The 12,725-nt window shown below is 64.9% G+C and carries 12 protein-coding genes; 5 read left to right on the forward strand and 7 right to left on the reverse strand.

All coding sequences use genetic code 11. The features are described from left to right. The first annotated feature begins 3 nt into the window (after positions 1–3). From AKN83_RS37530 to AKN83_RS37545, 4 genes are all read left to right on the forward strand, one after another. Entirely contained in the window at positions 4–936 is a 933-nt protein-coding gene (locus AKN83_RS37530; protein ID WP_050404437.1) for an IS110 family RNA-guided transposase, read from the forward strand. Positions 937–1,226: 290 nt separating this feature from the next. Further along, a complete protein-coding gene (locus AKN83_RS37535; RefSeq protein WP_244522241.1) occupies positions 1,227–2,279 on the forward strand; it encodes an ABC transporter ATP-binding protein in 1,053 nt (350 codons plus the stop codon). A 195-nt stretch (positions 2,280–2,474) separates the two neighbouring features. After that, positions 2,475–4,196 carry an ABC transporter permease gene (locus AKN83_RS37540; RefSeq protein ID WP_050404436.1) on the forward strand — a complete coding sequence of 574 codons (1,722 nt, stop codon included), beginning with the start codon at positions 2,475–2,477 and terminating at the stop codon, positions 4,194–4,196. A 184-nt stretch (positions 4,197–4,380) separates the two neighbouring features. Continuing rightward, on the forward strand, positions 4,381–6,489 hold the full coding sequence (locus tag AKN83_RS37545; protein WP_050404435.1) for a S9 family peptidase: 2,109 nt from the start codon (positions 4,381–4,383) through the stop codon (positions 6,487–6,489). 113 nt (positions 6,490–6,602) lie between these two features. Here AKN83_RS37545 and AKN83_RS37550 read toward each other — a convergent pair whose 3' ends face one another. The 3 genes from AKN83_RS37550 to AKN83_RS37560 form a co-directional block, all read right to left on the reverse strand. Then, the gene (locus AKN83_RS37550) at positions 6,603–7,322 is read right to left on the reverse strand and encodes a ribonuclease activity regulator RraA (RefSeq protein ID WP_050404434.1); all 720 of its coding nucleotides are present in this window, start codon (positions 7,320–7,322) and stop codon (positions 6,603–6,605) included. 125 nt (positions 7,323–7,447) lie between these two features. Further along, positions 7,448–9,187, reverse strand: coding sequence for an L-arabinonate dehydratase (gene araD, locus AKN83_RS37555; RefSeq protein WP_050404433.1), 1,740 nt, complete (start codon positions 9,185–9,187; stop codon positions 7,448–7,450). Positions 9,188–9,378: 191 nt separating this feature from the next. Next, entirely contained in the window at positions 9,379–10,011 is a 633-nt protein-coding gene (locus tag AKN83_RS37560) for a response regulator transcription factor (RefSeq protein ID WP_050404432.1), read from the reverse strand. A gap of 152 nt (positions 10,012–10,163) precedes the next feature. Between AKN83_RS37560 and AKN83_RS37565 the strand changes: the two genes are divergently transcribed. Further along, positions 10,164–10,472, forward strand: coding sequence for a hypothetical protein (locus tag AKN83_RS37565; RefSeq protein WP_050404431.1), 309 nt, complete (start codon positions 10,164–10,166; stop codon positions 10,470–10,472). A gap of 157 nt (positions 10,473–10,629) precedes the next feature. Here the strand turns inward: AKN83_RS37565 and AKN83_RS37570 are convergent, their stop codons facing one another. From AKN83_RS37570 to AKN83_RS37585, 4 genes are all read right to left on the reverse strand, one after another. Beyond that, positions 10,630–10,947, reverse strand: coding sequence for a hypothetical protein (locus AKN83_RS37570; protein ID WP_050404430.1), 318 nt, complete (start codon positions 10,945–10,947; stop codon positions 10,630–10,632). Positions 10,948–10,950: 3 nt separating this feature from the next. Continuing rightward, positions 10,951–11,808, reverse strand: a complete 858-nt coding sequence (locus AKN83_RS37575; RefSeq protein ID WP_050404429.1) for a CheR family methyltransferase — start codon at positions 11,806–11,808, stop codon at positions 10,951–10,953. Between the two features lie 35 nt (positions 11,809–11,843). After that, positions 11,844–12,233: a response regulator gene (locus AKN83_RS37580; protein ID WP_050404428.1), complete on the reverse strand. Its 390-nt coding sequence runs from the start codon at positions 12,231–12,233 to the stop codon at positions 11,844–11,846. A gap of 43 nt (positions 12,234–12,276) precedes the next feature. Further along, positions 12,277–12,725, reverse strand: a 449-nt coding sequence (locus tag AKN83_RS37585) for a chemotaxis protein CheW (RefSeq protein WP_063695739.1), incomplete at its 5' end; no start/stop codon positions are given.

The raw sequence follows: 12,725 nt of genomic DNA on the forward strand, positions 1-12,725 counted from the left end.
CAGATGGACGCGATCTACGTTGGCATCGATGTATCGAAGGACCGGTTGGATGTGCATATGCGTCCAAGCGGAGAGGCATTTGCCGTGGCGCGCGACGGCAAGGGCCTGGAAGACCTTGTTGCGCGGTTTGCGGCCTGTCCGCCAAGCCTGATTGGGGTCGAGGCGACGGGTGGCTTCGAGACGGTGGTCGCTGCGGCGCTGGCCGGCGCGCAATTGCCATTGGTTGTGATCAATCCGGCCCAGATCCGGCACTTCGCGCAGGCGGTTGGCCAACGCGCCAAGTCCGATCCGATCGACGCCGCGGTGATCGCGCGGTTCGTGGAGGCGGTGAAGCCCGCCTTGCGTCCTGTTCCGGACGAGCGGGCTCGCTTGTTGGCCGAACTGGTTGCTCGTCGCCGGCAGATCATCGAGATGATCGTTGCCGAACGCCAGCGCGAGAAGCGGGCCGAGAACGTCCGCGTCCGCAAAAGCCTTGCTCGGCACATCAAGGTCCTCGAGAAGGAGCTGCCGGAGATCGACAACGACATCGATACACTGGTCCGCGGCTCGCCGGCCTGGCGGGACAAGGAAGACTTGCTGACCACCTTTCCCGGGGTCGGCAACACGCTGGCGCGCACTTTCCTTGCCGAGGTGCCCGAGCTTGGCGCGCTCAACCGGCGCCAGATCGCAAGCCTTGCCGGCCTGGCTCCGTTCGTTCGCCAGTCCGGTCGATGGAAAGGCAGGAGCAAAATCGGGGGCGGACGCACCACCTTGCGGCCGGCTCTCTACATGGCCGCGCTTTCGGCCATCCGATGCAATCCGCAGCTCAAGCTCTTCTATCGTCACCTCGTGAGCGCCGGTAAGCCCAAAATGGTCGCCCTCATCGCCGTAGCCCGAAAGCTCATCACCATCCTAAACGCCATGCTCAGGGATCAAAAACCATGGCAACCCGCTTGACTAAGAACACAGTCGCTGAGGAGGCCGCGGGGCGCGCCGTCTCGAAGGATCTACGGCCGTGCTCGCGCCGCGAGAGAATCGGAGCACGCCGAGATATCCGGGCCTTCGAGACGCGCTTCGCGCTCCTAAGGATGACGGGACTGCGGACGCGCGATGACGGGCGACGAGCTGCCGCGACTTATTGAGCAGGCCCGAACACTTTTCGTCGTCATCATTTTCCGCTTTACTGCCGGCAACAGCCGGGCACGGATCCCTGCGACAGAACAAGATGGAGGGATCGCTTGGCATCGGTGGAACTGCGTGGCCTGGTCAAGCGGTTTGGTTCGTTTGTCGCGGTTGATGCTGTCTCGCTCACGATCGATCACGGCCAATTGGTCTGCCTGCTCGGGCCGTCCGGCTGCGGCAAGACCACGACGCTGCGGCTGATCGCAGGCTTCCTCGAACCATCCGATGGCGAGATTCGCGTCGGCGACCGCGTGGTGTCGTCGAAAGCGCGCACGCTGCCGCCCGAGCAGCGCAACATGTCGATGATCTTCCAGAGCTACGCGCTGTGGCCGCACATGACAGTGGCCGAGAACATCGTATATGGGCTGCGCCTGCGCAAAATGGACCGCGACACCATCGCGAAAAAGCTCGCCGCGATCCTGGCGACCACCAGGCTGGAGCCGCTGGCGCAGCGCTATCCGGGCGAACTCTCCGGGGGCCAGCAGCAGCGCGTCGCGCTGGCGCGTGCGCTGATCGTCGGCCCCGAGACGCTGCTGCTCGACGAGCCGCTGTCCAATCTCGACGCCAATCTGCGCGAGGAGATGCGGTTCGAAATCCGCCGCCTGCACGACGAATATCGCTACACCACCGTCTATGTCACCCACGACCAGTCCGAGGCGATGACGACGGCCGACCTGATCGCGGTGATGAATGCCGGCAAGATCGACCAGCTCGGCAGCCCTGAGGACATTTACGCGCGACCGGAATCGGAGTTCGTCGCGCGCTTCATCGGCGCGGCCAACGTGCTCAAGGGCACCGCGCGTGATGCGACCCATGTCGAGTTCGCCGGCGCTGTTCTCGCGGTGGTCGGCGCCAGGCTCACCGCCGGCCAGAGCGCGGCGGTCGCGATCCGCCAGCACGAGATCCAGCTCTCAACGCGCCCGCCCGCCACTGCGCACAACACGCTGAAGGCGATCGTGACGCGGCAGGTCTATCTCGGCATGAACCGCGACACCATGGTGGAAGCCGCTGACGGCACCACGCTGCGGGTGACCACGCCGACGGCGATCGCGGTCGAGAAGGGCCGCGAGGTCTGGCTGACGCTGCCGCCCGAGCGCTGCCGCGCGCTCAGCCGATAACAACAGAGGCCGAGGGACGCAATGCTTTGTTGTTTCGGGTGTGAGGCATGAGGGTCGCACCATACCCATCCTCGTCATTCCGGGGCGCGCGCAGCGCGAGCCCGGAATCCATTTCTCCACCTGCGCCTGCGGCCCAATGGATTCCGGGCTCATCGCTTCGCGATGCCCCGGAATGACGAGGGGAGGTTATCTCGAATGACTCTCACAACCACCACCTCCCCCGCCCTCAAACCCCGCATCGACTGGACGCGCCCGGTGCTGTGGCTGTTCGCGGCGGTGCTCATCATTCTCATCCTGCTGCCGCTGTCTTGGCTCGCGGTGTTTGCCTTCACCGACAAGAACCGCCATCCAACGCTTGCAAACTTCGTCACGCTGTTCAGCAATCCGGATTTCCTCGATCCGCTGCTGACGACCGCGATCATCGCGACGACGTCGGCGCTGATCTGCTGCATCGTCGCGGCGCCGCTGAGCTGGCTGGTGTCGCGCACCGACATGCCGGGACGGCAGACCATCCGCGCGCTGGTGACGGCCTCGTTCGTGACGCCGCCGTTCCTCGGCGCGGTCGCCTGGGAGTTGCTGGCGGCGCCGAATTCCGGGCTGCTCAACCAGCTCTACCGGCTGTTCGCGGGCGAGGATGCCGACGCGCTGTTCAACATCTACTCGATGACCGGGATCATCTTCGTGATCTCCTGCTACACGTTCCCATTCGTGTTCGTGCTGGTGGCCAATGCGCTCGACACCATGCCGGGCGAACTCGAGGACGCCTCCGCGATCCTCGGCGGCAATGCCTGGACCACGGCGCGGCGGGTGACGATCCCGCTGGCGCTGCCCGCCTTGGTCGCCGGCGCGCTGATCGCCTTCCTGCAGGCGATGACGCTGTTCGGCTCGCCGGCGATCCTGGCGCTGCCGGCCGGCTTTCACACCATGACCACCAAGATCTGGAGCCTGTTCCAGTATCCGCCGAAGCTCGAGCTCGCGGCCGCCGCCGCGGTGCCGCTGCTGGTGCTGACCATCCTGCTGCTGCAGGGCCAGAAGGCGCTGCTCGGACGGCGCGGCTATTCGGTGATCGGCGGCAAATATGGCGCGCCGCGCCGGGTCGAGTTGCGCGGCTGGCGCTGGGCCGCGCTCGGCTTCTGCCTTTTGGTGCTGCTCAATCCCGTCTTCCTGCCCTACCTCGCGCTGCTCAACGCCGCATTCTCGCCCAACGCCACCACGCTGGTGACGCCGTCGACGGCGACCCTGCACAACATCGTCTTCGTGTTCACCGAGCTGTCGTCGACGCAACTTGCGCTGAAGAACACCGTGATCCTCGGCACCGCGACCGCGACGATCGGGACGATTCTGGCGCTGGTCATCGCCTATGTCACGACCCGCAAGGTGATCGCCGGCCATCGCATGCTCGGCTTCCTCGCCACCGCGCCGGTCGCGGTGCCCGGCATCGTGCTCGGCGTCGGCCTGTTCCTGAGCTACACGCGGCCGCCCTTCGTGCTGTACGGCACGCTGTGGATCCTGCTGCTGGCGTTCCTCACCATCAATCTGCCGTCGGCCTATCAGCAATTGCAGGCGGCGTTCGCGACCATTCATCCCGAACTCGAGGAAGCCAGCCGCATCCTCGGCGCGACGCGGTTGCAGGCGTTGCGTCAGATCACCGCGCCGCTGCTGCGCACCGGCGTGATCGCGACCTGGTGCTTCATCTTCATCGGCGTGATGCGGGAACTGTCGGCCGCGATCGTGCTGTTCACCTCGCAGACCAAGGTGCTGTCGGTCCTGATCTACGACCTCAACGAAGGCGGCGACCTCGCCGCGATCGCGGTGCTCGGCATCGCGATGCTGGTGATCACATTCGCCGTGGTGCTGGCGGTGAACCAGATCCCGATGTCCGGCGGTAATGCGGCTGCGAAGCTGCGGAACGGATAGCGCTTTATCCGGACCGTCATTGCGAGCGCAGCGAAGCAATCCACCTCACCGCTCGGGAGAGATTGCTTCGTCGCTCCGCTCCTCGCAATGACGGGTATAGATCGAGCTTCCAACCACCCCATCCCATCTGGCAATCGCCACATTGATCCCGATATAAAGCGGAACCCCGCACCGTGAGGATCGTGTGACCAAATCCGCCACCACCACTCCGCCCCCTGTCGCGCCGCGCCGACCGCATTCCTTCACCACCCACGGCATCACGGTGACCGACGACTATGCGTGGATCAAGGATCCCAGGTGGCAGGAGGTGCTGCGCGATCCCTCGATCCTCGATCCCGACATCCGCAGCTACCTCGAAGCCGAGAACGGCTACACCGAGAGCCTGCTCGGCCACACCAACGGCTTGCAGAAGCGGCTGGTCAAGGAGATGCGCGGGCGGATCAAGGAGGATGATTCCAGCGTACCCTCGCCGGACGGCCCGTTCGCCTATTTCCGCAAGTTCCGCGAAGGCGGCCAGCATGAATTGTACTGCCGTACGCCGCGCGATGGCGGCGAGGCGCATGTCGTGCTCGACGGCGACGCGCTGGCAAAGGACCACAAATATTTCAAGTTCGGCGGCAGCCGGCATTCCAACGATCATCGCCTGCATGCCTGGAGTGCCGACACCAAAGGCTCCGAGTATTTCTCGATTCGCGTGCGCGACTGGGCAACCGGCGGCGATCTCGACGACCTCGTCGAGGAGACCGACGGCGGCGTGGTCTGGGCCGCGGATTCCAAAAGCTTCTTCTACGTCAAGCTCGACGACAATCACCGCCCGATGCAGGTGTGGCGGCACAGGCTCGGCACCAAACAGGCCGACGACAGCCTGATCTATGAAGAGCAGGATTCCGGCTGGTTCACCCATCTGCACGAGAGCGCGAGCGGCCGCTTCTGCGTGATCGCCGGCGGCGACCACGAGACTTCCGAACAGCGATTGATCGACCTCTCCAATCCCGACGCGCCGCCGCGGCTGGTCGCGGCGCGCGAGGAAGGCGTGCAATATTCGATCGCCGATCGCGGCGACGAGCTGTTCATCCTGACCAATGCCGACGACGCCATCGACTTCAAGGTCGTCACCGCGCCGCTCGCCGCGCCCGAGCGCGCCAACTGGCGCGACCTGATCCCTTATCGCGAAGGTGTTTATGTGCTCGACGTCGAGCTCTATGCCGGCCACATGGTGCGGCTGGAACGTGCCAACGCGCTGCCGGCGATCATCATCCGCGACCTCAAGAGCGGCGAGGAGCACGCGATCGCGTTCGACGAGGCGGCCTATTCGCTCGACACCATGGGCGGCTACGAATTCGACACCACCAACCTGCGTTTCGCCTACTCGTCGATGACGACGCCGTCGGAGGTCTATGACTACGACATGGCGACGCGAACCCGGGTCCTGCGCAAGCGGCAGGAGATTCCGTCCGGCCACAACCCCGCGGATTACGTCACCACGCGCATCATGGCGACCTCGCATGACGGCGCGCAGGTGCCGGTCTCGATCCTGCATCGCAGGGATTTCGTCCGCGACGGCAAGGCGCCGCTCTTGCTCTACGGCTACGGCTCCTACGGCATGGCGATGCCGGCGTCGTTTGCCGCGAACCGGCTATCGCTGGTCGACCGCGGCTTCGTCTACGCCATCGCCCATATCCGTGGCGGCGCCGACAAGGGCTGGGGCTGGTATCTCGACGGCAAGCGCGAGAAGAAGACCAACACGTTCGACGATTTCGCCGCCGCCGGGCGCGCGCTGATCGATGCGAAGTACACCGGCGCAAAACGCATCGTCGGCCATGGCGGCTCGGCCGGCGGCATGCTGATGGGCGCAGTCGCCAACCGCGTCGGCGAGCTGTTTGCCGGCATCGTTGCCGAGGTGCCGTTCGTCGACGTGCTCAACACCATGCTCGACGACACGCTGCCGCTGACGCCGCCGGAATGGCCGGAATGGGGCAACCCGATCGAGAGCGAGAAAGATTTCCGCACCATCCTGTCCTACTCGCCCTACGACAATGTCGCTGCAAAGGATTACCCGGCGATCCTCGCGATGGGCGGGCTGACCGATCCTCGGGTCACCTACTGGGAACCGGCGAAATGGATCGCGCGGCTGCGCGCCACCATGCGTGGGGGCGGCCCGGTGCTGCTGCGCACCAACATGGGCGCCGGCCACGGCGGCGCCTCCGGCCGCTTCAACCGCCTCGACGAGGTCGCGATCGTCTACGCGTTCGCGCTGTGGGCAGTCGGGATGGCGGAGAAGGCGGAGGCGTAGCATGAGTAGGCGCCGTAGCCCGGATGTAGCGTAGCGAAATCCGGGACCTTCGTGCCGGCTGCGACAATCCCGGATTACGCTGCGCTCCATCCGGGCTACGCGCGGGCGAGACGCTACCGCCCCTTCGCCTTCCGCCAGGCTGCAAAATCCTTCAGCGTCTGCTCGTCGGTCGCGGGATAGAGGCCGAAGATGCTGCGGCCGTTCTGGACCTGCTCGGTGACGAAATCCTCGAACGCGGTCATCTCGAAGGTCTCGTTCGCAATCTCGTCGGCGAGATGCGCCGGGATCACGATGACGCCGTCGCTGTCGCCGAGGATCACGTCGCCGGGAAACACCGGCGCGTCGCCGCAGCCGATCGGCACGTTGATCTCGATCGCCTGATGCAGCGTGAGATTGGTCGGCGCGCTCGGACGATGATGAAACGCCGGGAAGCCGAGCCGCGCGATCTCGGCGGAATCGCGAAAGCCGCCATCGGTGACGACGCCGGCGCAGCCGCGCTTCATCAGCCGCGTCACCAGGATCGCGCCGGCCGAGGCCGCGCGCGAGTCCTTGCGGCTGTCCATGACGAGCACGCTGCCCGGCGGGCAGTCCTCAATCGCCTTGCGCTGCGGATGGCTGCGATCGCGGAACACCTCGATGGTGTTGAGGTCCTCGCGCGCCGGCATGTAGCGCAATGTGAAGGCCTCGCCGACCATGACCGGCTGGTCCGGGCTCAAGGGGTGAACATCCTGGATCATCTGGATGCGGAAGCCGCGCTTGAACAGCGCGGTCGCGACCGTTGCGGTGGAGACGGATTTCAGCCTGTTGCGGGTGGTGTCGCTGAGTTTGGGCATCGGTGCGTTGCTTTCTCTCTTCGTCATTCCGGGGCGCGCGCAGCGCGAACCCGGAATCCATCAGGCCACACGCGTTGCGGAGAAACGGGTTCCGGGCTCACGCTTCGCGTGCCCCGGAACGACGGCTAATAAATCGACGGCTCTCCGACCGGCTTGCCGAAGCCGGTCTCGAGGAAATCGAAGTCGCAGCCTTCATTGGCCTGCTTGATGTGCTTGGAGAACATCCAGCCATAGCCGCGCTCGAAGCGTTTTTCGGGCTGCTTCCATTCGGCGCGGCGTTTGGCCAGCTCCGCCTCCGGCACGTCGAGATCGATGGTGCGCGCGGCGACGTCGAGGGTGATGCGGTCGCCGTTCCTGACCAGCGCCAACGGGCCGCCGATATATGACTCCGGCGAGACGTGCAGGATGCAGGCACCGTAGCTGGTGCCGCTCATCCGCGCATCCGACAGCCGCACCATGTCGCGCACGCCCTGCTTCACGAGCTTGGTCGGGATCGGCAGCATGCCCCATTCCGGCATGCCCGGGCCGCCCTGCGGGCCGGCATTGCGCAGGATCAGCACGTGATCGGCCGTGACGTCGAGATCGGGATCGTCGACCGCCTTCTTCATCGACGGATAATCGTCGAACACCAATGCCGGTCCGGTATGCCTGAGGAAACGCGGGTCGCAGGCGCTCGGCTTGATGACGCAGCCGTCGGGCGCGAGATTGCCCTTCAGCACCGCGAGCGCGCCCTCCTTGTAGATCGGGTTGTCGACGGTGCGGATGACGTCGTCATTGTAGACCTCGGCGCCTGCGATGTTCTCGCCGAGCGTCTTGCCCGACACCGTCATGCAATCGAGATGCAGATGCTGCTTGATCCGGCTCATCAGACCGGGCAGCCCGCCGGCATAGTAGAAATCCTCCATCAGATAGAGGTCGCCGCTCGGCCGTACATTGGCGATCACAGGCACCTTGCGGCTGGCGATCTCGAAATCATCAAGGGAAATGTCCTGGCCGGCGCGGCGCGCCTGCGCGATCAGATGGATGATCGCGTTGGTCGAGCAGCCCATCGCCATCGCGACCGTGATCGCGTTCTCGAACGCGCTTCGCGTCTGGATCTTCTGTGGAGTGAGATCCTCCCAGACCATCTCGACGATGCGGCGGCCGGCTTCCGAGCTCATCCGGATGTGGTTGGCGTCGGCCGCGGGGATCGACGAAGCGCCGGGCAAGGTCATGCCGATCGCTTCGGCGATCGCGGTCATGGTCGAGGCGGTGCCCATGGTCATGCAGGTGCCATAGCTGCGGGCGATGCCGGCCTCCATGTCGACCCAGTCCTTGTCGGAGATTTTCCCGGCGCGACGCTCGTCCCAGTACTTCCAGGCATCGGAGCCCGAGCCGAGCGTCTTGCCCTTCCAGTTGCCGCGCAGCATAGGCCCGGCCGGCAGATAGATCGCCGGCAGGTTCATGCTGGTGGCCCCTAACAGCAGGCCGGGCGTGGTCTTGTCGCAACCGCCCATCAGCACCACGCCGTCGACCGGATGGCCGCGCAGCAGCTCCTCGGCATCCATCGCCAGCATGTTGCGATAGAGCATGGTGGTCGGCTTCAAGAGCGATTCCGACAGCGACAGCGCCGGCAACTCGAGCGGAAAGCCGCCGGCCATCAGCACGCCGCGCTTGACGTCGTCGACCCGGCTCTTGAAGTGCATGTGGCAGGGCTGCGCGTCCGACCAGGTGTTGATGATCGCGATCACCGGCCGGTCGCGCCATTCCTCCGGCGCGTAGCCCATCTGCATCGCACGCGAGCGATGGCCGAAGGCCCTGAGATCGTCGGGCGCAAACCAGCGCGCGCTGCGCAATTGATCCGGGGTCTTGTTCTGCTTGGTCATCTTGGATGCGCCATATGTGTTTTCGTATTGCGTGTATCGAATTGCTCGCACGCGCGCGCCCCGGCGCGTATGCCCTGCGCCACGCATATACAGGATTTGCGGACGTGTCGTCCCGCGCAGATGTGCCGTTCGCTGGACGTGCGCCGCACAAATTCAACGATGTGAAAATCGGGCCAAACCCGGCTTTGGGCTTACTTTTGCTGCGCCGTCATCACGATGCGGACGAGGTCGGCGGCGTTGCGCGCACCGAGCTTCTTCATGATGTTGGCGCGGTGATCCTCGATCGTGCGCGGGCTGATCCCGAGATGACGCCCGGCCTCCTTGTTGGAGGCGCCCGCGGTGAACTGCTCGAGCACTTCGCGTTCGCGGCGGGTCAGCGGCTCGCGGCCGGGAAAGTGCAGCGCGGCGATGCGCGATGCCGAGGTCTCGGCCTGGCGCCTGGTATAGGCGTCGATCGCCTCATTGAGGCGGCTGACGATCTCGTTGCCGCGGAACGGCTTCTCGATGAAGTCGAGCGCGCCGTTCTTGATGGCGCTGACCGCCATCGTGATGTCGCCCTGGCCGGAGATCATGAAGATCGGCGCCGGATAATCCTCGCCGTGCAACTCCTTCAGGATATCGAGGCCGGATTTGCCGGGAATATGCACGTCGAGCAGGATGCAGGCCGGCGTCCGGCTGCGCGCCACCGCAAGCAGCGCAGCGCCGTCCGCAAAGCAGATCACCTTGTAGCCAGCCGTCGACAGGACCACGGAAAGCGTCTCGCGAACGGCGGGGTCGTCGTCGACTACAAAGATTTCTCCGCGAGGAGCGCCATTCTCAGCCATATGCATCGTCCATCAGTGGTGAAGCGTGCTGCCCAGACTGCACAAGAAGTAACTCGACCATCTCGATCAATGGACCCGTATTTGTACGGGACGTCCGCTTAACGCACAAGTAGCACCGCGTTCCCTAAAAGGGTGGCAGTGGAGAAACATGCATGGAAAATGCAGCGGCGGGCGGTGTTTCGGCGAGCCTGGACGAGGGCAGCGATCCCTACAATCTGATCGTGACGGACCTGGTCGCGCTGATTGGCCATGTCCAGGCCAGCCTGCGGCTGATCGAGGCGGCGATTGCGCGCGAGGCACTTCTGGCCGAGCAGGACGCAGCCGCCGACATCTTCGTGCTTGACGATGTCACCCCGCGCTACGCGGAGGCCTCCACGGCCCTGAAGGCCTGCGACGCCAATCTCGGCATGGCCCTCGATCGGCTACGCGATCCACAGGCGCCGGCGCGTCTGCTGAACTGACCGCCAGACTGCCGCGACCAAAATTCGTCGCCATCATGCAGATTGTGCCGACGACGGGCCCAACCCCCGAGGCGACGATCTGTTCCAGGTTCGGATTGGCGGCAGGCATCGCTTGCCCGGCCGGGTCAAGCCTTCTTGAGGTCAGGCCCCCGTCACGTCAGGCTCTGGCCCGCTCTTCGTCGGAGCCCGACCGCCGCTTGCTCGGCTTGCCCTTGAGGAAGCTGATGTCCATTTCGGTGCCGTTGACGCGGACCAGTTCGCAGCGGCGATAGGCGAGCCCGGTCGATGACAGCAGGAGGAAGAACTCCTTCAGGTTGAGCCCCTGAATGGAACCCTCGACGGTCAGCGCCGCGTCATTGTCGGAGATGGCATTGAGCTGGCAGTCGCGCCGCCAGGTGCCGTCGATGGCCATGATGCAGACATCGACGCCGCGGCTGAACGTGACACGCTCAATGGATTTGCCGTCCTCCGTCATCGCTCAATATCCGACCGCCATGGCAGCCTTCGGCATCGCAAGTGACGCCCGTACCCCGCTCGGCCGGTACAGGCCGCGACGCTCGGGAAGCGGCTTGAACGTATCGGTCAGGCCGACCACCGTTTCCGCGGCGCCGAGCACCAGGAAGCCGTCGGCCTCCATCAGCCGCGCGAGCCGGTTGAAGATGTTGATCTTGGTGTCCTGATCGAAATAGATCAGCACGTTGCGGCAGAAGACCACGTCGAACGTGCCGAGCTGCGAGAAATCGTGCAGCAGATTGAGCTGACGATGCTGCACCATCGCGCGCAACTCGGGATTGATCTGCCAGAGTTCGCCCGACTGCTTGAAGTATTTGACCAGCATCTGGATCGGCAGCCCGCGCTGCACCTCGAACTGGCTGTAGATGCCGGCCTTCGACTTCTCCAGCACCTCCTGCGACAGATCGGTCGCGATGATCTCGACCCGCCATCCCGCAAGCGCAGCGCCCATTTCCTTGAGGCACATCGCCAGCGAATAGGGCTCCTGGCCGGTCGAGCCGGCGGCGCACCAGATCCGGACGCTGCGGCGCGCGGCGCGCGCCTTCAAGACCTCGGGCATGATGGTGTCGCGAAAATGGTCGAACGGCACCTTGTCGCGGAAGAAGAAGGTCTCGTTGGTGGTCATGGCCTCGACCACCTGGACGGTGTGCGTCGATGAGCCGGCCCTGATCTTGGCGACCAGGTCGGGGATGCCGGACAGGCCGCATTTGCGCGCCAGCGGCAGCAGGCGGCTCTCGATCAGATATTGCTTGTCCGCGGACAGGTCGAGACCGGAATGGTCCTTCAGGAGCTTACGCAGATACTCGTAGTCGGGGGGCGTCACGGGAGCCTCGCAAAGGCAAAGGGTGAAACTGGGTGTCAGGCTTCGGCCGGCGTATCGAGCGCCAGCAGACCCACTTCCTGGAATTTCGCGATCACGATGTCCTTGTCGAACGGCTTCATGATGTACTCGTTGGCGCCGGCATGCAGCGCCCGCGAGATGTGGTCGATGCCGTTCTCGGTGGTGCAGAACACCACCTTCGGCACGTCACCGCCGGCCATGCGGCGGAGCTGCACGAGGAATTCGAAACCGTCCATCACGGGCATGTTCCAGTCGAGCAGCACCGCGTCCGGCATCGCCTGCTTGCAGGCTTCGAGCGCGACCGCACCGTCCTCGGCTTCGATGACAGTGAATTCCATTCCCTCGAGGATGCGGCGCGCGATCTTTCGCACCACACCGGAATCGTCGACGACAAGACATGTCTTCATAGGTTGGCCTCCTTGTAGAGTCCGCCGTCTCCGCGGCGGAGCGTTACGCTGCAGCGAGTGTCTTGGAAGCTATCTTGGGCACCAGTTCGAGCACGCGATCGATATCGAGGACGACCATGAGCTGGCCGTCGAGGCGATGGACGCCGCCGGCGAGCTTGGCCATGCGGGGATCGAGGTTGACCGGGTTGTCCTCGCGGCCGTCGTCGGGCAGCCGCAACACCTCGCCGATCTGGTCGATCAAAAGGCCATAAGATTCGCCGCGCTGGTCGACGCCGACCGCCATCGGCAACTGGCCGTCGTCGGCCTTCGGCAGCCCGAGCCGGGCGCGCATGTCGACCACGGTGACGATGCGGCCGCGCAGGTTGAGCACGCCGGCGATCTCGCTGGAGGCCAGCGGCACCCGCGTCAGCCGCTCCGGCATGAACACGTCCTGCACCCGCGAGATCGGCAGCCCAAACAGCTGCCCGCCGATCACGGCGGTGACGTATTCGG

The organism is Bradyrhizobium embrapense, assembly GCF_001189235.2.
Taxonomy (GTDB): Bacteria; Pseudomonadota; Alphaproteobacteria; order Rhizobiales; family Xanthobacteraceae; genus Bradyrhizobium; species Bradyrhizobium embrapense.

Coding starts and splice junctions, on each gene's coding strand:
- AKN83_RS37530 (WP_050404437.1), top strand. CDS start 4: ATGGACGCGATCTACGTTGGCATCGATGTATCGAAGGACCGGTTGGAT.
- AKN83_RS37540 (WP_050404436.1), top strand. CDS start 2,475: ATGACTCTCACAACCACCACCTCCCCCGCCCTCAAACCCCGCATCGAC.
- AKN83_RS37550 (WP_050404434.1), bottom strand. CDS start 7,322: ATGCCCAAACTCAGCGACACCACCCGCAACAGGCTGAAATCCGTCTCC.
- araD (WP_050404433.1), bottom strand. CDS start 9,187: ATGACCAAGCAGAACAAGACCCCGGATCAATTGCGCAGCGCGCGCTGG.
- AKN83_RS37560 (WP_050404432.1), bottom strand. CDS start 10,011: ATGGCTGAGAATGGCGCTCCTCGCGGAGAAATCTTTGTAGTCGACGAC.
- AKN83_RS37565 (WP_050404431.1), top strand. CDS start 10,164: ATGGAAAATGCAGCGGCGGGCGGTGTTTCGGCGAGCCTGGACGAGGGC.
- AKN83_RS37570 (WP_050404430.1), bottom strand. CDS start 10,947: ATGACGGAGGACGGCAAATCCATTGAGCGTGTCACGTTCAGCCGCGGC.
- AKN83_RS37580 (WP_050404428.1), bottom strand. CDS start 12,233: ATGAAGACATGTCTTGTCGTCGACGATTCCGGTGTGGTGCGAAAGATC.